This is a genomic window from Nocardia sp. NPDC005998 (assembly GCF_040614395.1).
In the GTDB taxonomy this organism is placed as follows: Bacteria; Actinomycetota; Actinomycetes; order Mycobacteriales; family Mycobacteriaceae; genus Nocardia.
Genome location: NZ_JBEXUI010000042.1, coordinates 51,511 through 71,706, shown reverse-complemented (window position 1 = coordinate 71,706; position 20,196 = coordinate 51,511). Strand labels below are relative to the sequence as shown.

20 protein-coding genes, 1 tRNA gene and 2 pseudogenes are annotated in these 20,196 nt (G+C 66.5%); 10 read left to right on the top strand and 13 right to left on the bottom strand.

Annotated features, from left to right (window positions below; all coding sequences use genetic code 11):
• Nucleotides 1–325 precede the first annotated feature (325 nt).
• The 3 genes and pseudogenes from ABZ293_RS35615 to ABZ293_RS35605 form a co-directional block, all read right to left on the bottom strand.
• Nucleotides 326–550, bottom strand: a pseudogene (locus ABZ293_RS35615) (transposase); the annotation flags it as partial.
• Between the two features lie 960 nt (nucleotides 551–1,510).
• Nucleotides 1,511–1,595: transfer RNA gene (locus ABZ293_RS35610), tRNA-Leu, on the bottom strand.
• Nucleotides 1,561–2,133 (bottom strand): NAD(P)-binding domain-containing protein, encoded by a 573-nt coding sequence (locus ABZ293_RS35605; protein ID WP_355188018.1) that lies wholly within the window; start codon nucleotides 2,131–2,133, stop codon nucleotides 1,561–1,563. The genes ABZ293_RS35610 and ABZ293_RS35605 overlap by 35 nt, the downstream gene beginning before the upstream one ends.
• Before the next feature lie 62 nt (nucleotides 2,134–2,195).
• On the opposite strand from ABZ293_RS35605, the gene ABZ293_RS35600 reads away from it, so the two are divergent.
• From ABZ293_RS35600 to ABZ293_RS35590, 3 genes are all read left to right on the top strand, one after another.
• A complete protein-coding gene (locus ABZ293_RS35600) occupies nucleotides 2,196–2,552 on the top strand; it encodes a helix-turn-helix domain-containing protein (protein ID WP_354955174.1) in 357 nt (118 codons plus the stop codon).
• A gap of 232 nt (nucleotides 2,553–2,784) precedes the next feature.
• Nucleotides 2,785–4,146, top strand: a complete 1,362-nt coding sequence (locus ABZ293_RS35595; protein WP_355188016.1) for a M20/M25/M40 family metallo-hydrolase — start codon at nucleotides 2,785–2,787, stop codon at nucleotides 4,144–4,146.
• A gap of 17 nt (nucleotides 4,147–4,163) precedes the next feature.
• Nucleotides 4,164–4,700, top strand: coding sequence for a YbhB/YbcL family Raf kinase inhibitor-like protein (locus ABZ293_RS35590; protein WP_355188014.1), 537 nt, complete (start codon nucleotides 4,164–4,166; stop codon nucleotides 4,698–4,700).
• A gap of 90 nt (nucleotides 4,701–4,790) precedes the next feature.
• Here ABZ293_RS35590 and ABZ293_RS35585 read toward each other — a convergent pair whose 3' ends face one another.
• The 3 genes from ABZ293_RS35585 to ABZ293_RS35575 form a co-directional block, all read right to left on the bottom strand.
• The gene (locus ABZ293_RS35585; protein ID WP_355188012.1) at nucleotides 4,791–6,623 is read right to left on the bottom strand and encodes a long-chain fatty acid--CoA ligase; all 1,833 of its coding nucleotides are present in this window, start codon (nucleotides 6,621–6,623) and stop codon (nucleotides 4,791–4,793) included.
• Nucleotides 6,624–6,821: 198 nt separating this feature from the next.
• Nucleotides 6,822–7,547 carry a GTP cyclohydrolase II gene (locus ABZ293_RS35580; protein ID WP_355188010.1) on the bottom strand — a complete coding sequence of 242 codons (726 nt, stop codon included), beginning with the start codon at nucleotides 7,545–7,547 and terminating at the stop codon, nucleotides 6,822–6,824.
• A 144-nt stretch (nucleotides 7,548–7,691) separates the two neighbouring features.
• Nucleotides 7,692–9,194, bottom strand: a complete 1,503-nt coding sequence (locus tag ABZ293_RS35575; protein ID WP_355188008.1) for a PfkB family carbohydrate kinase — start codon at nucleotides 9,192–9,194, stop codon at nucleotides 7,692–7,694.
• Nucleotides 9,195–9,680: 486 nt separating this feature from the next.
• On the opposite strand from ABZ293_RS35575, the gene ABZ293_RS35570 reads away from it, so the two are divergent.
• Genes ABZ293_RS35570 through ABZ293_RS35560 form a run of 3 tightly spaced genes read left to right on the top strand, consistent with a single transcriptional unit; the run spans nucleotide 9,681 to nucleotide 10,635 of the window.
• Nucleotides 9,681–9,956: a hypothetical protein gene (locus tag ABZ293_RS35570; RefSeq protein WP_355188006.1), complete on the top strand. Its 276-nt coding sequence runs from the start codon at nucleotides 9,681–9,683 to the stop codon at nucleotides 9,954–9,956.
• The gene (locus ABZ293_RS35565) at nucleotides 9,941–10,225 is read left to right on the top strand and encodes a hypothetical protein (protein ID WP_355188004.1); all 285 of its coding nucleotides are present in this window, start codon (nucleotides 9,941–9,943) and stop codon (nucleotides 10,223–10,225) included. The genes ABZ293_RS35570 and ABZ293_RS35565 overlap by 16 nt, the downstream gene beginning before the upstream one ends.
• Nucleotides 10,222–10,635, top strand: coding sequence for a hypothetical protein (locus tag ABZ293_RS35560; protein WP_354955196.1), 414 nt, complete (start codon nucleotides 10,222–10,224; stop codon nucleotides 10,633–10,635). The genes ABZ293_RS35565 and ABZ293_RS35560 overlap by 4 nt, the downstream gene beginning before the upstream one ends.
• A 152-nt stretch (nucleotides 10,636–10,787) precedes the next feature.
• Here ABZ293_RS35560 and ABZ293_RS35555 read toward each other — a convergent pair whose 3' ends face one another.
• The 3 genes from ABZ293_RS35555 to ABZ293_RS35545 form a co-directional block, all read right to left on the bottom strand.
• On the bottom strand, nucleotides 10,788–11,864 hold the full coding sequence (locus ABZ293_RS35555; RefSeq protein ID WP_355188002.1) for a quinone-dependent dihydroorotate dehydrogenase: 1,077 nt from the start codon (nucleotides 11,862–11,864) through the stop codon (nucleotides 10,788–10,790).
• A 4-nt stretch (nucleotides 11,865–11,868) separates the two neighbouring features.
• On the bottom strand, nucleotides 11,869–12,048 hold the full coding sequence (locus ABZ293_RS35550) for a DUF5703 family protein (protein ID WP_354955296.1): 180 nt from the start codon (nucleotides 12,046–12,048) through the stop codon (nucleotides 11,869–11,871).
• A 140-nt stretch (nucleotides 12,049–12,188) separates the two neighbouring features.
• A complete protein-coding gene (locus ABZ293_RS35545; protein ID WP_355188001.1) occupies nucleotides 12,189–13,247 on the bottom strand; it encodes a hypothetical protein in 1,059 nt (352 codons plus the stop codon).
• A 156-nt stretch (nucleotides 13,248–13,403) separates the two neighbouring features.
• Between ABZ293_RS35545 and ABZ293_RS35540 the strand changes: the two genes are divergently transcribed.
• The 4 genes and pseudogenes from ABZ293_RS35540 to ABZ293_RS35525 form a co-directional block, all read left to right on the top strand.
• On the top strand, nucleotides 13,404–13,760 hold the full coding sequence (locus ABZ293_RS35540) for a hypothetical protein (protein ID WP_355187999.1): 357 nt from the start codon (nucleotides 13,404–13,406) through the stop codon (nucleotides 13,758–13,760).
• Nucleotides 13,761–14,294, top strand: a complete 534-nt coding sequence (locus ABZ293_RS35535) for a hypothetical protein (RefSeq protein ID WP_355187997.1) — start codon at nucleotides 13,761–13,763, stop codon at nucleotides 14,292–14,294.
• Nucleotides 14,295–16,388, top strand: coding sequence for an MMPL family transporter (locus ABZ293_RS35530; RefSeq protein WP_355187995.1), 2,094 nt, complete (start codon nucleotides 14,295–14,297; stop codon nucleotides 16,386–16,388).
• 51 nt (nucleotides 16,389–16,439) lie between these two features.
• Nucleotides 16,440–16,739, top strand: a pseudogene (locus ABZ293_RS35525) (YrdB family protein); the annotation flags it as partial.
• A gap of 69 nt (nucleotides 16,740–16,808) precedes the next feature.
• Here the strand turns inward: ABZ293_RS35525 and ABZ293_RS35520 are convergent.
• The 4 genes from ABZ293_RS35520 to ABZ293_RS35505 form a co-directional block, all read right to left on the bottom strand.
• A complete protein-coding gene (locus tag ABZ293_RS35520; protein ID WP_355188022.1) occupies nucleotides 16,809–17,663 on the bottom strand; it encodes a heme ABC transporter ATP-binding protein in 855 nt (284 codons plus the stop codon).
• A gap of 112 nt (nucleotides 17,664–17,775) precedes the next feature.
• Nucleotides 17,776–18,792, bottom strand: a complete 1,017-nt coding sequence (locus tag ABZ293_RS35515; RefSeq protein ID WP_355188020.1) for an iron ABC transporter permease — start codon at nucleotides 18,790–18,792, stop codon at nucleotides 17,776–17,778.
• Between the two features lie 95 nt (nucleotides 18,793–18,887).
• Nucleotides 18,888–19,073, bottom strand: a complete 186-nt coding sequence (locus ABZ293_RS35510; RefSeq protein ID WP_355187993.1) for a hypothetical protein — start codon at nucleotides 19,071–19,073, stop codon at nucleotides 18,888–18,890.
• A 79-nt stretch (nucleotides 19,074–19,152) separates the two neighbouring features.
• Nucleotides 19,153–20,193, bottom strand: a complete 1,041-nt coding sequence (locus ABZ293_RS35505; protein WP_355187991.1) for an ABC transporter substrate-binding protein — start codon at nucleotides 20,191–20,193, stop codon at nucleotides 19,153–19,155.
• Nucleotides 20,194–20,196 lie beyond the last annotated feature (3 nt).

The window sequence follows — 20,196 nt, the reverse complement described above, 5'->3', positions numbered from 1 at the left end:
GTCGTCCTGGCGGGCGGGCCCATCACCTTGTTCTCCGCCATCCAGTACTTCTCGACCATCCTTGCGCCCTGCCCACCCGAACTCGCCCAGTGCAAGGACCCGGCACAGGCAGTGGTACCGGCGAAATAACCCGTCCGGCCGCAAATCGGTGGGCTTGTCATGGCCCACCGATCCGGAACGCTTCAGCGGGCTCTGCAGCGTTGCGGCGAACTCGACCGGCGCGCAATCGAACTCGGTCAGGATGGGTCGCACGAGTCGAGCTGCCCGCGCGCCCGGTAGAGCGGTAACGTGCCACGGCCATCGGGTTGATCGCGAACACCGGTCACCCAGTACTATGTAAGGCCGCCACCAGCAGCCCACGCGGGGTTTCGATCGACACAGGAATCAGGTCTTCCGGGCTGTCGCCGGAGTCGGCGAGCAGCTCGGTCAATACCCCGAATCCGGTCGGGTCGTCACTGATGCGCTTCTTGACCACCAGCTTTCCATCCCTGTCGATGATCGCGACATCGTGATGCCCTTCGGCCCAGTCAATTCCGCAGAATCGGTTCAAGTCCTCACACCTCCGTTAGGTTGGGTACTTCCGCTGGTCCAACACCCTGGCCAGAACGCGCAGCGCCATACTTACGAGCCTCTCGGGCTTGCCTCCGGTGAGCTGTTCGCGATCCCAGCGCACCTGCACGGCGCCGGTCTTCGTCAGAGCTCTGCGGCTCGCGAGGAGATTCAGGGCGTCCGGTCGTGCAAGCGGGCTCGAACCACGAGCAATCCCAACGGTGTGGACCTTCCGGACGTTGAGTCCTCCAAGAAGGCCGGGAGCATGTGTGACAGCACGAGCGGCCGGGCCGGCAGCGGTGTGTCGTCCCGGTCCGGCCGTCAGCAAGCAATCACCGCGACAGCGAACCCGGCCCGGCGCCCGCAGTCTGTTCTGAAGAGTCGGGCTCCTATAGGGAGACTGGGGGCGCCTGGCAGGCGGCGTACGCCGACCATTACCCGTCGATTCGGTCCGGCTCCATCTTCACCGCACGCTCACGCTGCTCGATCGGATAATGCTCACGCCTCGATCGCCGCGAGCAATGATCAAGACCTGCTTATCCGTGAACGGTGCACCATCGGCGCGGGTGCCTGATCAAGACAGGACTGCTGTAGGTCTATCCACAGGCCCGGTGCCGGGCCGCTGGTTATCGTTCGCCAGCTTGGCCCGGCGACCCCGGTCTTGCTCTGAAACTCGGCATCCACGCCGAGACCCTGCGGGTCTGGGTGAAGCAGGCACAGATCGACATCGGAAGGCTCCCAGTGCGACCAGCGCGGAAGCAGGCGCGGATCAAAGAATCCGTGATGTGACTGTCCATGATTCGAGGAGCCGACGTGCCGGTTTCTTAGGATTCTCTCAGCTGAACCCGAATTGAACCCCCACAGGGCTCCCACCTGCAGTTCTGCACTGATTCGACTCGACGCCGTCACCCACCCTTCCTGCATAACCGCAGGTAGAACGGGCGACGTGACGTACTGTCTGTGTCCGGAGGGGGACTTGAACCCCCACGCCCGATAAAGGGCACTAGCACCTCAAGCTAGCGCGTCTGCCATTCCGCCACCCGGACCGGTGGTGCTCAGCAAGGTTATCGGATGTGGCCGCGTTGACCAAATCGCGGGTTTAGCTGGAGTTTTCTGGGGCCGCGCGCTCGGGGAGCGCACGGCGCGCGGAGTGGTCAGGCGAGTTCTTCGACGGTGCGTTCGAAGGCGAGGGGGCTCCTCGGGGGCGGTACTGGTCAGGTTGATCAACTGGCGACCGGAGAGTTGGTCGGCGACCGGGTCGAGAGTGGCGTGCACGGAGGTGTGGTCGAGCAGCACGGCGATGATCGGACCGTGCTGGCCGATGGCGTCGGCCACCGTGGCCGCACTGGTGGCTCCCGCGGCAACCAGGGCAGTGTCCTTGCCGGGCGTTCGGTTCCACACCGTGGTCGGCCTGCCGCCCTGCACCAGGGTTACGGCCAGGGCCTGGCCCATCGCGCCGAGTCCGAGCACCGTCACCGGGGTGTGCTGGGTGTCCGACATTGCGGGTGTCAACTCCTCGAGTTTGGAGAACATGATGGTCAGCGCGCTGGCACCAAGGTTGCTCTGTACAAGGGAAGCCGACAAGTACCTACTATTTGGTCGGGTACTTACCGACACGTTTGCGAACAGGGTGGCGAGGTCAGGCGATGGGTGAAAAGAGATCCGGACCATACTTCTGCGGCATCGACGCGGCGATGGACGTGGTCGGCGGCAAGTGGAAGGCACTGATCCTGTGGGAGCTGGAGAACCACGGCGTGCGCCGCTTCGGCGAACTGCGCCGCGGTCTGCCCGGGGTCTCGGAAAAGATGCTGATCCAACAGCTGCGCGAATTGGAGGAGGACGGCATCGTCGATCGCGAGATCTACCGCGAGGTGCCACCGAAGGTCGAGTATCGGCTGACCGAGCTGGGCAGCGCACTCAATGCGGCGCTGGAGCCGCTGGGCGCGTGGGGTCGCGCGCGCATCGATCGCATCGGCGCCGACCGCGTCCACCAGTCGGCGTGACGCGACGGCAACTCACGATCGCGGAAAGCGCTGGCGGCTGAGCTCTTTCGAGTCGACGGCAATCAGCGCTTCGGCCAGCGATCCTACTCACGCAGCCCGACCGCGCAGTGGTTGCGATCATCGTGATGCTGATGCGATCGGCGCGTGAATCCGCACGACAGGCGGTGCGAACCCGCTCGTACGCCGGAGGTTCGGCGCGGCAGGGGCGGTGCCAGGTGGTAGGAAAGGGTACGTGTCTGCAACTGGCGAAGTTTCCGGTCCGAACACCGCATCTCGTGCCGTATCCGAGGTGGTCGAGTTGGTCAGTACGCTGATCCGATTCGACACATCCAACACCGGAGATCTGGCCACCACGAATGGGGAGCGCGAGTGTGCGCAATGGGTGGCCGATCAGCTGCATCAGGCGGGTTACACAACCGAGTATGTGGAGTCGGGAGCGCCGGGGCGCGGCAATGTGTTCGCGCGGTTGAAGGGGGCCGATCCGAGTCGCGGTGCGCTGCTGATGCACGGGCATCTGGATGTGGTGCCCGCCGAGGCCGCCGACTGGAGTGTGCACCCGTTCTCCGGTGCGGTCCGCGATGGCTATGTGTGGGGCCGCGGCGCGATCGATATGAAGGATATGGTCGGCATGATGCTTGCCATTGCGCGGCAGTTCAAGATCGAGGGCACGGTGCCGCCGCGCGACATCGTCTTCGCCTTCCTCGCCGATGAGGAGAACGGCGGCAAGTGGGGTTCGCAGTGGCTGGTCGACAACCGGCCCGACCTGTTCGCCGGGATCACCGAGGCGGTGGGCGAGGTCGGCGGCTTCTCGCTGACGGTGCCGCGCCCCGACGGCACCGAACGTCGACTGTATCTGGTGGAGACGGCCGAGAAGGGGCTGGGCTGGATGCGGTTGCGCGCCAAGGCCCGTGCCGGTCACGGCTCGTTCCTGCACGAGGACAACGCGGTCACGATTCTGGCCGCAGCGGTGGCGCGACTGGGCAAACACACTTTCCCCCTGGTGCTTTCGGATTCGGTGGCCGAATTCCTGGCCGCGGTCGCCGAGGAGACCGGGTTGGAGTTCGATCCGTCTAGTCCCGATATCGAGGGTCAGCTCGCCAAGCTGGGCACCATTGCCCGCATCATCGGTGCCACACTGCGCGATACCGCGAATCCGACCATGCTGCAGGCGGGTTACAAGGCGAATGTGATCCCGCAGACCGCCGAGGCGGTCGTCGACTGCCGGGTGGTGCCGGGACGGCAGGCCGCATTCGAACGTGAGGTGGACGAGTTGATCGGCCCGGACGTGGAACGCGAGTGGATCACCAAACTCGACTCCTACGAAACGACATTCGACGGTCACCTCGTCGACGCGATGAACAACGCCATCCTCGCCAACGACCCACAGGGCCGCACGGTGCCCTATATGCTCTCCGGCGGTACCGACGCAAAGGCCTTCGCTCGCTTGGGCATTCGCTGCTTCGGCTTCGCACCGTTGCAACTGCCACCCGAACTGGACTTCACCGCGCTGTTCCACGGTGTCGACGAGCGGGTTCCGGTGCAGTCACTCGAATTCGGCACTCGGGTGCTGGAACACTTCCTGTTGAACAGCTGACGATCGAAAGGACCATCGTGCCCGACTACTCCTACAATCCCTACGACGCGCTCCCGCAGGTGCCCGGCTTCACGCTGACGTCAGAGGATGTCGCCGAGGGCCAGACGTTCGACAACGATCAGGTCAGCGGGGTGCTCGGCGCGGGCGGCAAGGACATCTCGCCGCAGCTGTCCTGGTCCGGATTCCCTACGGAGACAAAGAGTTTCGCGGTCACGGTCTACGATCCGGACGCCCCGACCGCGTCCGGCTTCTGGCATTGGGCGGTGGCCGATATCCCAGCGGGCACCACTTCGCTGCCGCGCGGTGCCGGTAGCGAGGGCGGGTCGTTGCCCAGCGCTGCGGTCACGCTGCGCAACGATGGCGGGTTCCCCGGATACGTCGGCGCGGCACCGCCCGCGGGACACGGGTACCACCGCTACTTCATCGTGGTGCACGCGCTCGACGTGGACCGCCTCGAGATCGATGCGAACAACACTCCCGCCGTCCTCGGTTTCAACCTCTTCTCCCACACCCTCGCCCGTGCGACCATCGTCGCCAAGTATGAGGTCGCCTAGCAGGCGCACGGGTCTGTCAGCGACTGCCTGCGGACCAAAACAACTGTGGCCCTGAGCGTTTGCCCAGGGCCACAGTCGTGTCGAGTAGACCTAGGAAACGTTCACGACCGATTCGACCAGCGGCGTGGCGTACAGCGTGCCGATCTCCTCGGCGTACTTGGCCGCGATCGGGTTGCGCTTGAGCTTCATCGTGGGAGTCAGCTCGTCACCACCGGGCTCCCACGGCTTGCCGACCACCGTGAACCGCTTGATCTGCTCGACCCGCGACAGCTTGCGATTGCCCGCGACGACCGCGGCCAGCACCTCGTCGAGAATTTCCCTGCGGGTGGCCAGTGCGGCGAGATCGTCTGCGGGCGCGTCGATCTCCTTGGCTCGGATGGCGGCGGTATCCGGATCGAGCACGATCAGCGCGGAGATGAACGGTTTGGCCTCACCGATCGCCACCACCTGACCGATCAGCGACGAGGCCGCCTTGACCGCATTCTCGATATTGGTCGGGGAGATGTTCTTGCCCGACTCGTTGATGATCAGTTCCTTCTTGCGATCCACGATGCGCACGTACCCGTCGGCATCGATGGTGGCGACATCGCCGGTGGACAGCCAGCCGTCGGCGTCGAGGGCCTCCTTCGTCTTGTCGGGCTGTTTGCGGTAGCCGGGTGTGATGATCGGGCCGCGCACCAGCAGTTCGCCGTCCTCGCCGAGCCGCAGCTCGAGGCCCTCGACGGCGCGCCCTACCGAACCCGGTCGCGGCTTGGCCAATTCGGTGTAGGTGGCAACGCCGGTGGTCTCCGACATGCCCCACACCTCGGTGACCCTGAACCCGAGTCCGAGGAAGTATTCGAGGGTTTCGGCCGGGATCGCGGCGGCGCCGGAGGCGGCGACCTCGAGATTGTCCAGACCGAGCGCGGCCCGCAGCTTCGAGAGCACCAGCGCATCGGCGACCTTGTACTGCGCGGCCAGCAGCGCGCCGCGCCCCTTACCCGACAGATCGGCCCGCGCGGCCGCGATACCGGTGGTGATGGCCCAGTTCGCGAGCGCCTTCTTCACCGGGCTCGGTTCGGTGGCCAGCTTGCCGTCGATGCCCGCCTTGATCTTCTGCCACACCCGCGGCACGCCGAAGAAGACGGTGGGGCGGGCGTCCGGCAGTGCGGCGGCGATCTCGCGCGGATCCGGAACGCAGGTGATCAGAACGCCGGTGAACAGGCTGATCGCGTGCCCGGAGATGCGGTCGGCGACGTGTGCGGCGGGCAGGTAGGAGATGGCGCGGTCGTCGAAACCGACCTGCAGCGGGCCGTTGACCAGCGCAATGACCTGGGCCATCACATTGCGGTGGGTGATCTCCACGCCCTTGGACGGGCCGGTGGTGCCGGAGGTGTAGATCAAGGTCGCGAGATCGTCCGGGGTGACCGCTTGCCAGGCCGCATCGAAATCGAAGTCGGCGGCCGGATCGGACTCGAGGTCGGCGAGGCCGACCGTATCGGCGGCCGGACCGTCCACCACCACGATGTGCTCCAGCGCGACCCCCGCGCCCTTGATCACATCGAGGAAGACGCGCTCGGTGATCACCACCTTGTTCTCGGCATTGGTGAACAGGTGGGCGATCTGCTCGGCAGAACTGGTGTTGTAGATGGAGAACGGGGTGGCGCCCAGATGCAGTGCGGCGGTGTCCACCAGATTGAACTCGGGCCGGTTGGTGAGCATGATCCCGACGGTGTCGCCGCGGCCGACTCCGAGTCCGGCCAGCCCCGCCGCCAGTGCCTTCACCCGTTCGCCGTACTCGCGCCAGGTGATCTCCGTGGCGCCGCCGGCCGTGCGCACTGCGACCTGATCCGGTCGCAACTTCACGGTCTCCTGGAATGCCTCGGGCACCGTATAGACCGTCTTGCCGGACGCGTGCGCGAAACCGATTTCTGTTGTCGTCATCTTCCCGTTTCCCGATATCTCTGGCGTGAACCGCGCCCAGCGCATAACCGTGCGGTTCCCACACGGCCCGAGACCCGCCGCTCCTGATAGATTGCAGGGGATGCTATCTCATCGTGTCACGCGGTGGGATAGCACCGAGTGGCGCGGCTCACTCATGCTAGCCAGATCGGGGTGGTCAGACCGGGGTAATCGTGCGCATTACTTGGATGCGGGGAGTGCGGTACGGCGGCGGACCCGCCGGACTGGGCCGCGCATCGTGAATATGCGCCAGATGCGGCTCTTACGCTTCAATACCGGTTGCACATCGGGCGCCCATGGCACATCGCTGGTGGGGATCAAATGGCCGCGGCGCCGACGTTTCGCATCGAGGTAAGCAGCGGCCCGCGCGCTGAGTACCGCAGTCAGCAGCGGCTCCATAATGACCGTCAGACCAGCCGCACGCAGCTCCGCGACCTTGTCCGGATTGTTGGTGAGCAGGCGTACCCGAGTCAGTCCGAGATCCTGCAGGCTCTTCGCCGCGTGCAGATAGCTGCGATTGTCCGCGGGGAATCCGAGCCGCTCGTAGCTGGTGAAGGTGTCCGCGCCCGAACGCTGACTTTCCCGGTAGCCGAGCGCCTTGGCGATCAGGCCGACGCCACGGCCCTCTTGCTCCAGATAGACAAGGACGCCACTGCCCTCGGCCCAGATCAGATCCAGGGACTTGTCGAGTTCGGGCCCACAATCGCAATCATCCGAGCCGAGTCCTTCGCCGTACAGACACCGCGAATGCACCCGGACCAGACACCCATCGTCGGCATCGCCGAAGACGAGCACATGCCCGTATTCGGCGCCACCGGCCACTTCCATCACACGAACCTGCAGATCATGCCCCTTACGGGTGAGCCGATGGGCGGTCTCACCACGATCGGGCACAGCTGTGGTCAATGCTCCTCCGAAGACGATGTGGATAGTTGGGTTTGCAGTCGTTTGCGGCACGAGATTCCTCGGGCTGCCAGGCGAACGACGGAACTCTAACGCGATCACCGATTTCGGCGCTGTAAATCTCTCCAGCCGCGCCGAACCCCAGCGTCAGGCCCCGGCCGACCCTTCCCCGGCGAGCTGCACAATTCGGTCGATATCCCGAACAGACGGCATGGCATCGGGAATATCGCCGAACGACTGGGTTGCGACCATGGCCGCTGTCGCCCAGCGAAATGCCGGTTCATCGGCCGGTCGACCGGTGGTGACGAGCTGATATGCCAGCGCTGCCGAGAACGCCGCCGCCGCGCCCGGCGAATCCTCCAGTGCGACTGGGAAATTCGCGATATCGGCAGTGACCTCGGCGGACCGGACGGTGCACCGGAATCCCTCGGTCGTACACACCGCTCGTACGCCGAGGCTGAGCAGTCGCTGGGCATCGTCGGGTCCGGCCGCGGCGGATTCTCCCGGCAGCATGCGGCGCAATTCCCACGGCGCACCCACGAGGTAGTCCACGGCATTCAAATACTCATAGAAGTACTGTGGCGAATCGACCGGTGGCGACGGATGCACTACCAGCGATGGCGGATTCGCCAGGCCGCGGACCACGGCCAGCACCCGCCGGATCGCCTCGGCAGGCTGCTCGAAGGTCAGCAGGACCGCGTCCGAGGATTCGAGTGCCGCACGCAGCTTCGGATCGCGCATATCGTTTGCCCCCTGCCAGATGCGGTCATCCTCGCAACCGATCTTGCTGGACACACCGGTGCTGGTGATCATCACCGCCGACACGTTCGTTTGTGCGCCCGGCACCACCCTGACCAACTCGGTATCGACGTTTTCGGTGGCCAGGTAGTTGAGGATATGCCTGCCCGCATCATCGTCGCCGACGGCCGAGACCAGCCGAACCCGGAGTCCGAGGCGCGCGGCGGCAACCGCACGGTTGAGGCCCTTGCCGCCAGCATGCACCTCGAAACTGCCGGGCGTGGACTTGCCCGCCGACGGAATATTGCTGATCCGGTAGATGTGGTCGATCACCGCGGATCCGATGACCGTCACCATCCCTTGGCGCGGCCGCGAGTCCGGTAGTGCGATAAGGACTTTCGGTTCGGGGGTGAATCGGTAGTTCGACACCGAATACGCCGAAGCGGCCGCCAGTTGTCCGGCCAAGGCGGTAAATGCCCGACGTTCGGGCGTTGCCCGCAACGACCGTACCGACGGCGCGTGGGGAATGGACTCGGCCCCGAGCGCCTCGTGCAGTAGCCGCCACTGCGCGGTCAGATACTCCCGGCGTTCACCGAGGTCCGCGGCATACAGACGGTCGTGATCGATTCCGGCCGAATGCTTTTCGCGCAGCAGCCCGAGCGATAGCTCGACGTCGGCGATCAACCGATTGGTGGGATCCAGCTGTCGCGCCAGGTCGCTGACCACCGGTAGCACGGCCTCCTCCGGCGATACTCCCTCCTGCTTGGCACGCTGTTGAACGATGGGCAGATCCAGCAGCGGAGCCACGTCGATCTCGGTGGTACGCAAGCGATCCACGCTCAGGCCCGAGCGCTTGCTGAGGCGGGTGAGGATATTGCGGATGGCAACCGTGCGCGAGTCCTGCTGGACCATAGGCGAGATCCATCTCCGTGTGGTTCGTCGGTGTTTCGTCGTGGTATCCATGGGAGTTACCCAGTCTTCGGGTTTAGCCGCCGAATGAACCGGCAATTACCAACTTACAACGGCAATTGACCGTAGTGAATGGCAAATGCCACACTGAGTTACGGCGACTGCGGGTCGCCCACCAGATAACTCGGGAGGGCCTGGTGATGAAAGTGATTCTGCTGATACGGAACGCACGTCGGCGCGGGGAGCCAAGGGCCGGCAGGACCGATACCGAGCTCGAGCCGAACCGCGCAACGGTCTGGGTGAACGATTCACGTTCGCCGCGGACATTCGCATAAACCAGCAACCTTCGTCGCCTGCTCCATCCGAGAGCAGCGAGCCCGGCTGACCGCGCCGCCGCGGTCGACCGGGGCTCAGTGCACCCACAATGCGGTCGGGCGACATCCTCCGCCCCTGGAGACAGCCGTGACGATCTACGAATGCAGCCGGTCCATGACCAGCAGCGTCACGCCCGACGAATGGGCGTGGCGGATGGTGGGCCACAACGAACCGGCATGGCGACTGAGCTGGTTGCCCAACCAACTGACCCGCGAACAAGCTTGGGCCGGAATGCAATTGCAGGAGATCCTGAGCCTTCCGGGCCCGGTATCGGACCACGACGCGCACGTGCGGGCATGGGCCGACCAACTCGGACTCACCGTGCAGCAGATCCTGCACCTGCTGCACCAACGGATGCTCGACAGGAGGCATTCGTGGCCATCTATGTAACTCATTGGTCCATGACCAGCGATATCACCGCGGAGTCGGCCCACCGGCTGGCGGGGGAGTGGGCGAAATCGTGGCGGCTGAGCTGGCTGCCCGACCGGTTGCTGACACGGGACCAGGCAATAGCGGGGATGGATCTCGCAGAGATCTTCAGCACCCAGGATTTCCGGCACGACTCGACGGTTCGAGCACGGGCCTGCGTATGCGCCGGGCAACTCGGAATACCCCTCGAGCTCATCGGGCTCGAACTGCAACACCGGAGGCACCCATGACCGTCATGGCCACCGAATGGACCATGATCAGCGATCTTTCGCCCGAGTCCGCATACCGCGAATCCGTTTCCGCGACCGCAGGATGGCGGCTGAGCTGGCTACCCGACCGGCTGCTCACCCGCGAACAGGCAATGGCCGGTATGGAACTCGACGAGATCCTGAGCGATCTCGATAGCGTCCACGATCACCATGCCCATGCCGATGCGGCAATCCTGGCCGGGACGGTCGGCATCATCTGGGAGGAGGCGGTGATCCGGCTGTCCAAGCGGATCCTGGCCCGACTCCACCAGCGGCCCAATGAGATTCAGGATGATGACGGTGAACCGGCGGGCCGTGGCACCGCCGGGTGTACCTTCGGCTCCCATCGGATGTCGCCGCACGCGGACCGGCCACCGCGGGTGTTCGGATAGCGTGCGGCGCCACGGTGCATCGGTCGCTCGGAGGGAAGGCGGCCGATGTCATCGCCGCGGTTGTCCATCGCCGCGACTATCGAGTCGGAGCGGTATCCGCGAAATGGCATGTCCCGCAACGATGCCTCGTTGCACGAAACGACCGGTCGGGATCAGGTGTGCGCGACGTGCTCCGCCCCGACCGCCTCGGCGATCGAGTGGTATCCGCCCGCGCGCAGTCGCTGCGCCAGCCCGCGGTGGATGTTGCGCATCCAGAACGGTCCGCCGTAGATGAACCCGGTGTAGCCCTGCAGCAGAGTGGCTCCGGCGAGGATGCGCTCCCAGGCCTGGTCGGCAGTTTCGATACCGCCGACCGAGATCAGCACCAAGCGGTCGCCGACGCGGCGGTAGAGGCGGCGCAGGACTTCCAGGGAGCGCTCGGCGACGGGCGGACCGGACAGGCCGCCCGCACCCATGGCCGCCACCTCGGCGGGATCGGTGCGCAGGCCGTCGCGGCGGATGGTGGTGTTGGTGGCGACAATGCCCGCGAGACCGAGTTCGACGGCGAGATCGGCGACCGCATCGACGTCCTCATCGGACAGATCGGGGGCGATCTTCACCAGTACCGGAACCTCGACGCTGTCGAGGACGGCCTGCAGCACCGGGCGCAGGGATTCGACGGCCTGCAGGTCGCGCAGTCCGGGAGTATTGGGGGAGCTGACATTGACGACGACGAAGTCGGCGAGCGGCCCGAGCAGAGCGGCACTGACCGCGTAATCGGCTGCGGCGTCGGCGGGTTCGACGATCTTCGTCTTGCCGATATTCGCGCCGATCGGGACCCCGCCGCGGCGCGCGCACAGCTGTTCGGCCGCCGCGGCAGCGCCATGATTGTTGAAGCCCATCCGGTTGATCAGGCCGCGGTCGGCGGTCAGCCGGAACAGGCGCGGTGCGGGATTGCCGGGCTGGGCCCGTGCGGTAACGGTGCCGATCTCGGCGAAGCCGAATCCCAGTGGCGCCCAGGCGTCGACACCGTCGGCGTTCTTGTCGAATCCGGCGGCCAGGCCCAGCGGCGCGGGAAAGTCGATGCCGAATGCGTGGTTGCGCAGAATCGGATCATCGGTGGTGAGAACCTTGGTCATCGCCCAGCGCGACGGCCCGAACCGGGCGGCCAGCCGCATAGCCGTGAACGCCAGGTGGTGGATGCGTTCCGGCGGCAGCAAGAACATCAGGCGCAGCAGCAGTGAATACATAGCCTCACATTCCCGGTTCGGGCTGGGGTAGTAGTGCGGTTTTTCGCCTGCGCAGCAGCACTCGCCTGCTGCCGTCGGTATAGGCCCGCACGCGGGACAGTTCCCAACCGCCGAATTCGGCTTGGATGGCCAGCCGCATCGACGCCGTCACCCGGGTCACCTCCGGTGGCAGCCGCAGCGGCACATATTCGTAGTCGTCGCTGCTGGTTTCCCAGCTCGCCGGAAGCGCTGCGCGCGCGGTCCGATTCGACTGGCGGCGGCCGCGGCGCCCCGCGTGCTCGCGCTGCGCTGCCTCCTCCGGGCCCGTCGCTGATTGTGGCGCCATCACTGCCCTTTCTTCCGCTGGTCCGCGCGGATCCGCTGCAGACCGTCTCCGGTCGCGGAACCGACGAACAGGTCACCGGTGCGCTGGTCGATGGTCACCGAATTCGGCTGCCGCACCGTTGGGAATCGGCCCACTTCTTTCGGTATACCCGTCGACAGGTCGAATCCGACGACTTCATTGCTCTGCGTGCACGTCACCCACACGGTGTCGGACCGCTGATCGTAGGCGAGCGCGTAAGGCGACGATCCTACCGGGAATCGCTGACGCAGTACGAGCGGTCCCGCGGTGTAGACCAGCAGTTCGTTACCGGCGGTGTCGGTGACGGTGATGCGACCGAACGGATCGGTGATCAGGTTGGTCGCGCCATCGCCCGCGCGCAGCGCCAGACCGAGGCGGTCTTTGCCGAGGTCGAGTTGGGTCAGCGAGGTCTGGCGGCGGTCCAGGACCGAGAGGTGATCGCCGGTCAGGGCCAGTGCATCGGCGGAGGCGAGGCCGGAGATGGTCTCGGCGACGGTACCGTCGGGCGCGAGTTCGCGTACCTTGCCGTCCGCGGTGCCGACGAACAATGTGCCGTCGTCGCGATAGCGCACCGATCTGGCGTCCCCGTCGACGGGGATGTCGGTGGTGACGCCGGAGGTGATGTCGACACGCATGATGCGGTGGTCAGCAGGGACCAGTAGTTCACCCGGTTTGCCCTGCGCCAAGCCGATGCCGCGGGCGGGCAGCAGCAGAGTGCGCACGCCGATGCCGGAAGCACCCTCGGCATCCTTGCGCGCGATCGTCGCGGGGTCGATGACGAACAGCGTGGTGCCCGCGTCACGGCTCGTATCGAGCGCAACCAACGCGCCGGTGCCCGTCTCCGCGAGCAGCCCGCCGATCGGGTTCGCCAGCCGCAGAACGTCCCCGGTGGGTTGTGCGGTCCGCTCGGGTGCGACCGCCGCGGTGGCCGCGGGCCGGGTCTGTAGCTTGTCGCCATCGGAGTCGGAGGAACATCCGGCGATCAGCACCAGCACCGCCACGCTAGCGAGTGCTGAGGGGAGCCAACCACGAGGGCGCATCCAGCGAACTCCTTACATACGACGAACTATCCCGCTACATCACCATCTGACCATGATGGCGCACCTTCCCGGCCTACCGGGGTCGTCGCTGACGGTGAATGTCGGTGATCGGGGTTACCGTTGACTTGAAACAGTGTCCAATTCAGGGAGATCCGGTTGAAAGCCGACCATCCATCGGGATTTGCCATCGATGACATAACCGTTGGTCCGTTTGCTCACGGATTCGGCACCACAGCCGATGGCAGGCCCTATGCCTTCCGCACGGTCCGGTCCACTGTCGTGCTGGAGATCTACCGAGCGGACCTGGACAGCGATGTGCCAGGGCCGGAGGATGTCGTCGCGATCGCGCAGGCGCGAGCCACCGATATCGATCTCGACGACGAACGCAGTGTGATCGCGCTGGTGCGGGACATGATCCCGGATGCCGAACCGGTCGAGGCGGCCACGGATCGGGATGTGACAACCGTGCGCGCCCTACTGGGGCGGATCAGTGCCGTTATCGATGGTATGTAGATGCTGATGCCGACCACACGATTCGCCCGTTCCGTGCTGACCGCGACCGCCCTGGTCGCGGTGGCCGCCGCGTGCAGCACGGGACCCGACGAGGCCTCGGTCGACGCCGCGCGCTCCTCGGCCATTGCCTCGCTATCGTCCTCGATCGCAACCTCGTCGAGCGCCGCGCACCGGCCGCTGCCGACGGCAGCCGAACTGGACACACAGATCAAACGCGCACTGGATCCGGCACTGCCCGACTCCGAACGCACCGACCTCATCGAAGACGGCGAGGCCTTCCGCGACACCATCCCGGACATGTACCGGGCGCTGCAGGACAATCCGCGCGCCATCTACGGCGTCACCGACCCGGTTTTCGACAATCGTGACGGCACGCTGACCGCGACCATGCGGCTGGACAAGGACGGCACCGGCACCGCGGTGCGCACCACCGTCGTGCATTTCGTACTGCTCGACGGAAAGTGGAAGATCTCGCGTACCGACCTGTGCGGCATTCTTCGCTCCGCCGATTACCGCACCCCGGCCTGCGGCTAGATGATCGAATCCGGGTCGCTGCGGTGGGGGCAGTTCATCCACCGCCGTCGCTACCTCGTGCTGGGCATCGCCATTGTCGCCGTGCTGCTCTCCGGCTGGTACGGCCGCGATCTGTCGGGCAGGCTCACCCAGGAGGGCTGGTTCGACGAGAGCAGTGAATCGGTCGCCGCGTCCAAGCTCGCCGACGCCACCTTCGGCCGCGATACCGACAGCGACATCATCCTGCTCTACACCGCGCCCGAGGGGATGACCGTCGACGACCCGACCGTGCGCAATGCGGTGACGACGGCGCTGAAGCAACTGCTCGCCCGCCACCCCGACCGGGTTCTGAAGGTCGACAGTTATTGGGACAGTCCCTTTGCCGCCCAGGCCGCCGACGCCTCGCACACCCATGCCTTCGCCAGCGTCGGACTGCGCGGGGAGGGCACCGCGACAGTCGATAACTACTCCGCGATCAAGGGGGAGCTGGGCGCCGGGCGTGCGGGGGGCGGGCCGGGCGGCACCACGGTGCAGTTGGCCGGGCTGCAGCCGATCGTCGAGGGCATCAATCAGGGCATGCAGGACGATATCCGCCGCGCCGAGATCATCGCGCTGCCGATCGTGGCGATCCTGCTGTATTTCGTCTTCGGCGGGGTGATCGGGGCGCTGCTGCCGGTGCTGATCGGTGGGATGACGGTGCTGGGCACCCAGGGCACCATCCGAGTGCTCACCGATCACATCGCTGTGAACGTCTTCGCCAGTGCGGTGGTCACTTTGGTGAGCCTGGGGTTGGCGATCGACTACGGGCTGTTCACCGTGACCCGGTTCCGGGAGGAGCTGGCGGCCGGGCACAGCGTGGAGGACGCGACGGCACGCACCGTCGCCACCGCCGGGCGCACCGTACTGTTCTCGGCCGCGATCATCGCGATCAGCTTGGCCGCATTGTTCATCTTCCCGAACGGGGTGCTGCGGTCGGTGCCCTATGGCGGCATCAGCTCGGTGCTGCTGGCCGCGGTGCTGTCGGTGACGGCACTGCCAGCGGTATTGAGCATCGTCGGGCGCCGGATCGATCTGTGGGGCTGGCATCGCTTCTCGCGCACCAGGACCGAGGCGCAGATCGACGCCGGATTCTTCTCGCGGCTGGCGCAGCGGGCGATGCGGCGGCCGTGGGCGGTGGTGGTGCCGATCGTGCTCGGACTGCTCGCGTTGATCATCCCGATCCGCAATATCGAATTCGGTGGGATCAGCGAACGGTATCTGTCCCAGGACAATCCGGCGCGGGTCGCCCAGGAACGGTTCGACCAGCTGTTCCCGAGCTTCCGCACCGAACCGATAAAACTCGTCGTGGTGGGTGCGAATCCGCAGCAGCTCAGCGATATTCGCTACGAGGCGAGCCGAGTTCCCGGTCTGACGGGACGTTTCGAACCGGGTGCGCCGACCAAGGACGGGATCAATGTGCTCAACGCCGGTCTCGCCGATAAACGCGACGCGGACACGGTGATCGACACGCTGCGGGCGATTCCGGAACCGGCCGGGGTCGAGATCATGGTGGCCGGAGTGCCCGCGCTCGAGCGCGACAGCATCAATGGGCTGCTGGTGCGGCTGCCGCTGCTGGTCGCGATCCTGGCGGTGGCAGCATTGGGCATGCTGTATCTGGCGTTTCGTTCGATTGTGCTGGCGCTCAAGGCCGTTGTGATGAGCGCATTGAGCCTGGCCTCCACGCTCGGCGTGCTCACCTGGGTGTTCGTCGAGGGACACGGAGCCGGAGTTTTCGACTTCACACCGGGGCCGCTGATGTTCGCGGTGCTGGCACTCATTGTGACGGTGGTGTTCGGGCTGTCCACCGACTACGAGGTATTCCTGCTGTCCCGCATAGCCGAGGCGCGCGCCGACGGTGCGTCGCCGCCAGCGGCCATCCGCTACGGCATCGCCCATACCGGTGCCGTGATCACCTCCGCAGCAGCGATTCTCATCGTGGTGACCGGTGCGTTCGGCTTCTCCGATCTGGTGTTGATGAAGTACATCGCCTACGGCATGATCGCGGCGCTGATCCTGGACGCGTCGGTGGTCCGCATGCTGTTGACACCCGCTGTGTTGAAGCTGATCTGGCGTTGAAGCTGATCTGGCGTTGAGTTCGGGTGCCCCGAGTGGGCGAGAGGATCGAGAATGACCGTGGTCAAGGGCGCGAATCTGGCCCTGATGTTTCTGCTGGAGCTGGGCGTACTCGCCGGAGCGGCGATCTGGGGATTCACCCTGGACGCGAACCCGATCGTGCGCGTTATCGCCGGAATCGGCGCACCCGCGGTGTTCATCGTGGTGTGGGCGCTGTTCGCGGCGGGCGGCGGCAAGAACGCGCGATTCCCTATCACCGGCCGCTGGCGCGTGGCACTGGAGATCGCGTGGTTCGGCGGTGCCGCGGTGCTGATCGGACTCACATTCACGGCGGTGGCCGGGATCGCGTTCTTTGTGGTGTGGGCCGTAAACGGCGCGCTGCGGTTGCTGTGGCGGCAGGCCCGAGATCTCGTTGCCGACGGGTCAGCGGCGAACCGGGAGGACCAGCTGGGCACCCGTTATCGGGTGATCGAGGACCTCGACCGGATGCTGGTAGACGCGGGTGAGCAGTTCGGTGGTGAGGACCTTGCGGGGTGGCCCGTCGGCGGCGATGCGGCCGGATTCCAGGACGGCGACGCGGTCGGCATAGGCGGCCGCGATGCCGAGGTCGTGCAGGACGACGACGACGGCGGCGCCCGCGGCCGCGCGGGCGGTGGCCAGCCTCAGCACCGCTTCCTGGTGGCCGAGGTCGAGGGCGGCAGTGGGTTCGTCCAGTAGCAGGGTTCCGGTGTCCTGGGCGAGCACGCGAGCCAGCGCGACGCGCGCGCGTTCGCCACCGGAGAGCGTCGGAAATGCCCGTGCCGCAAGGTGTTCCACATCGGCGGCGGTCATGGCGGCGGCGATCCGCTCATCATCGAGCTCGCGCCGCTCGGTACGCACCCATGGCGCCCGGCCCATCGCCACCACCTCGCGGACGGTGAACGGAAACCCGACGGTATGGCTCTGCGGCAGCACCGCCCGACGGCGCGCCATATCCAGATGCGACCAGTGCGCCAGCGCCCGCCCGTCGAGTTCGATCGAGCCCTCACTCGGTTCGAGCTCACCGGCGAGCGCCGCCAACAGCGTCGACTTTCCAGCACCGTTCGGACCGACCAGCGCCACGATTTCACCCGCGACCACCTCGAAGTCGACCCCCTCGAGCACCCGCCGCGTATGCGCCCCCGAAGCCCCCCGCCGATCCACACTCACCCCCCGCGCGCGCAACGTCACCGCACCCCGCTCCGGCGCCACCGGCAGCTCATGCGTCCGCACGAATACCGAACTCAACCCCTCCAACACACCACTCACCACTCCACCTCCCCGCTCTCGCACTCGGGCAGGCACCCGCGGCGCTCCGCCCGGCCATCACGTTCGGTGCATCCTGTCGTGCGCCATCGACCAGCTGATCGGGTCATGCCCAACCTCCGGCGCGGGCGCGGGTGCGACGGAGGAGCCAGAAGAAGAACGGGCCGCCGATGAGGGAGGTGAGCATGCCGAGAGGGAGGTCGGCATTGTGGACCAGGGAGCGGGCGGCGACGTCGGCGGCGAGCAGGACGACGGCGCCGACAATGGCGCTCAATGGGATCAGCACGCGGTGGGCGGGTCCGACGAGCATCCGCACCACATGCGGCACGATCAGGCCGACGAACAGCACGATGCCGGTGAACGCCACACCCGCCGTGGCGAGCACGGCCACCACCACAATGACATTGCGCCGCAGCCGTTCCACATCGACACCCAGGTGGCGGGCCGCGGATTCACCGAGGGCGAGCAGGTCGAGGCGGGGCGCGATGAGGACCGCGGCGAAAATTCCGATCGCGGTGAGCGGGGCGACGACGCGCACCGCCTCCCAGGTGGCGCCGTTGAGACTGCCCAACTGCCAGAACACGATCTGGTCCCGGGCAGCGGGGGAGGCGACGAACAGCAGAAACGCGATCAACCCACCTGCGAAGGCATTGATCGCGACACCGGTGAGCACGAGCGTGACCACCTCGGTGCGCCCATTCGAACGCGACAGCAGATATACCAGCAGCGTTGTCAGCAACCCCGCCACGAATGCGGCCGTCGCCACCGACCATGCCGCCACGAACGTGCCGCCCACCACGATCACCGTGCCCGCACCGACCGCGGCCCCCGCCGAAACCCCGATCACACCCGGTTCGGCGAGCGGATTGGCGAACACCCCCTGCAGCAATGCACCCGCTGTCGCCAAGGCCGCCCCGACCAGCATCGCCAGCACCACCCGCGGGAACCGCACCTGCCACAACGTCACCTCACCCGACGGATGCGCGGGCATCGGCCCCCAATTCAGCCCGATCCGATGCAGCACACTGCCCGCCACCTCGGCAGGCGTCGTCGGCACCTGCCCGATCGCCGCCGACGCCAAAGCCAGCAACACCAGCGCGGCCACCGCCACGGCGAACACCATCGTCGTCCGCGACCGCCCGCGCGACTTCGGCGCGACCGGCCGCGGACGGTGCGGCATTGCCGAATCGGCCGCCGTTGTCCCCGTAGCCTTTTCGTTCACACCAGTACCTCGCCGACGCGACCGCTGATCCGAGCTGCCGGTTGAGCGCACGATGCGCGCACAAAATCCATGACACCGCACCGAGTTTCCGGCGCGCCGGGCTCACCGATCGACGAATCCTGCCAGCGTTTCTGCCCGCGCCGCTGCGAGCGTTCCAACGCGGCGATCACACCGGCGGTCATTGCCCGACCTCGCGCACCATCGGTCGCCCGGGTGCGAGCCGATCGCCGCAGTCCCGCACGCGATGTCGTGGCGCGTCGTTCATGCGGGCTTGGTGCCGTACACGGCCGCGCTGAGGGCGGCGATCACTCGGCCGGTATTCGGGCCGAAGCTCAGGACCACCGCGTCGGACATGTCGACGATGCGCTTGTTGCGACCGCCCGGGGTCTGCGCGATGCCGGGCACCTTCTCCAGTCCGTCGACGCCACCGACCGACTTCAGCCCATCCGACATCACCAGCAGCACATCCGGTGCGGCCGCGATCATGCCCTCGCTGGTGATCGCGACAAACGGCTCGGTCAATCCGGCCGCGGTGCCCGCGTCGCGCGCGCCCAGAGCGGTGATGAGGGCGTCCGCGCCGGACCCGGGTCCGGCGAGCATGGTGATGGCGGTGCTGCGCAGATAGAGGAAGGCGATGGTGAGGGGCTTATCGAGTTTGGGCACCGCGGCACTGGCGGCGGCGATTTCGTCGCGGGTGCGCTGGGCCAGGGCCTGCCCGCGATCGGGAATGCCGAGCGCGGCGGCGACCGCCTCGATCTGCGGCACCACCCCGTCCATGGTGCGCTGCGGATCGAAGTAGACGACGGTGACCCCGGCGGCGCGCAACTGCTCACGCACTTGCGCCGCGGCGCTGGTGCTGTCGGTCAGGAAGACCGAAGGACGCAGCGCCAGAATCGATTCCACGTTCAGCGAGCCGCTGCCGCCGGTCACGTTCGGCACATTCGCGACCGCGGGGAACGCGGCCGCAGTACTGCGCCCGACGAGTTTGGCGCCCATACCCAACGCCCAAACCGTTTGGGCGAGCGTGCCGTAGCGGTCGGCGGCAATGATGCGGCTGGCATCGGACACCGTTACCTCGGCCCCGTCGAAGGAGCGAACGGTCACCGGTAGCGTGGGGGTGGGTTCGGGCCCGATCGGGACCGGATCCAGATTCTCCAGTTTCGCGGTGACCGGCCCGCGCCCACCCGCGGTCGTGGCGTCGCTGCCGGTACCACAGGCAGCCGAACCGAGCAGCAGGGCCAGCGCCAGCGCGGCCAGGAGGCAACGAGCCCCGCCGGATCGGACTCGGTCGAGATACCTCATGCA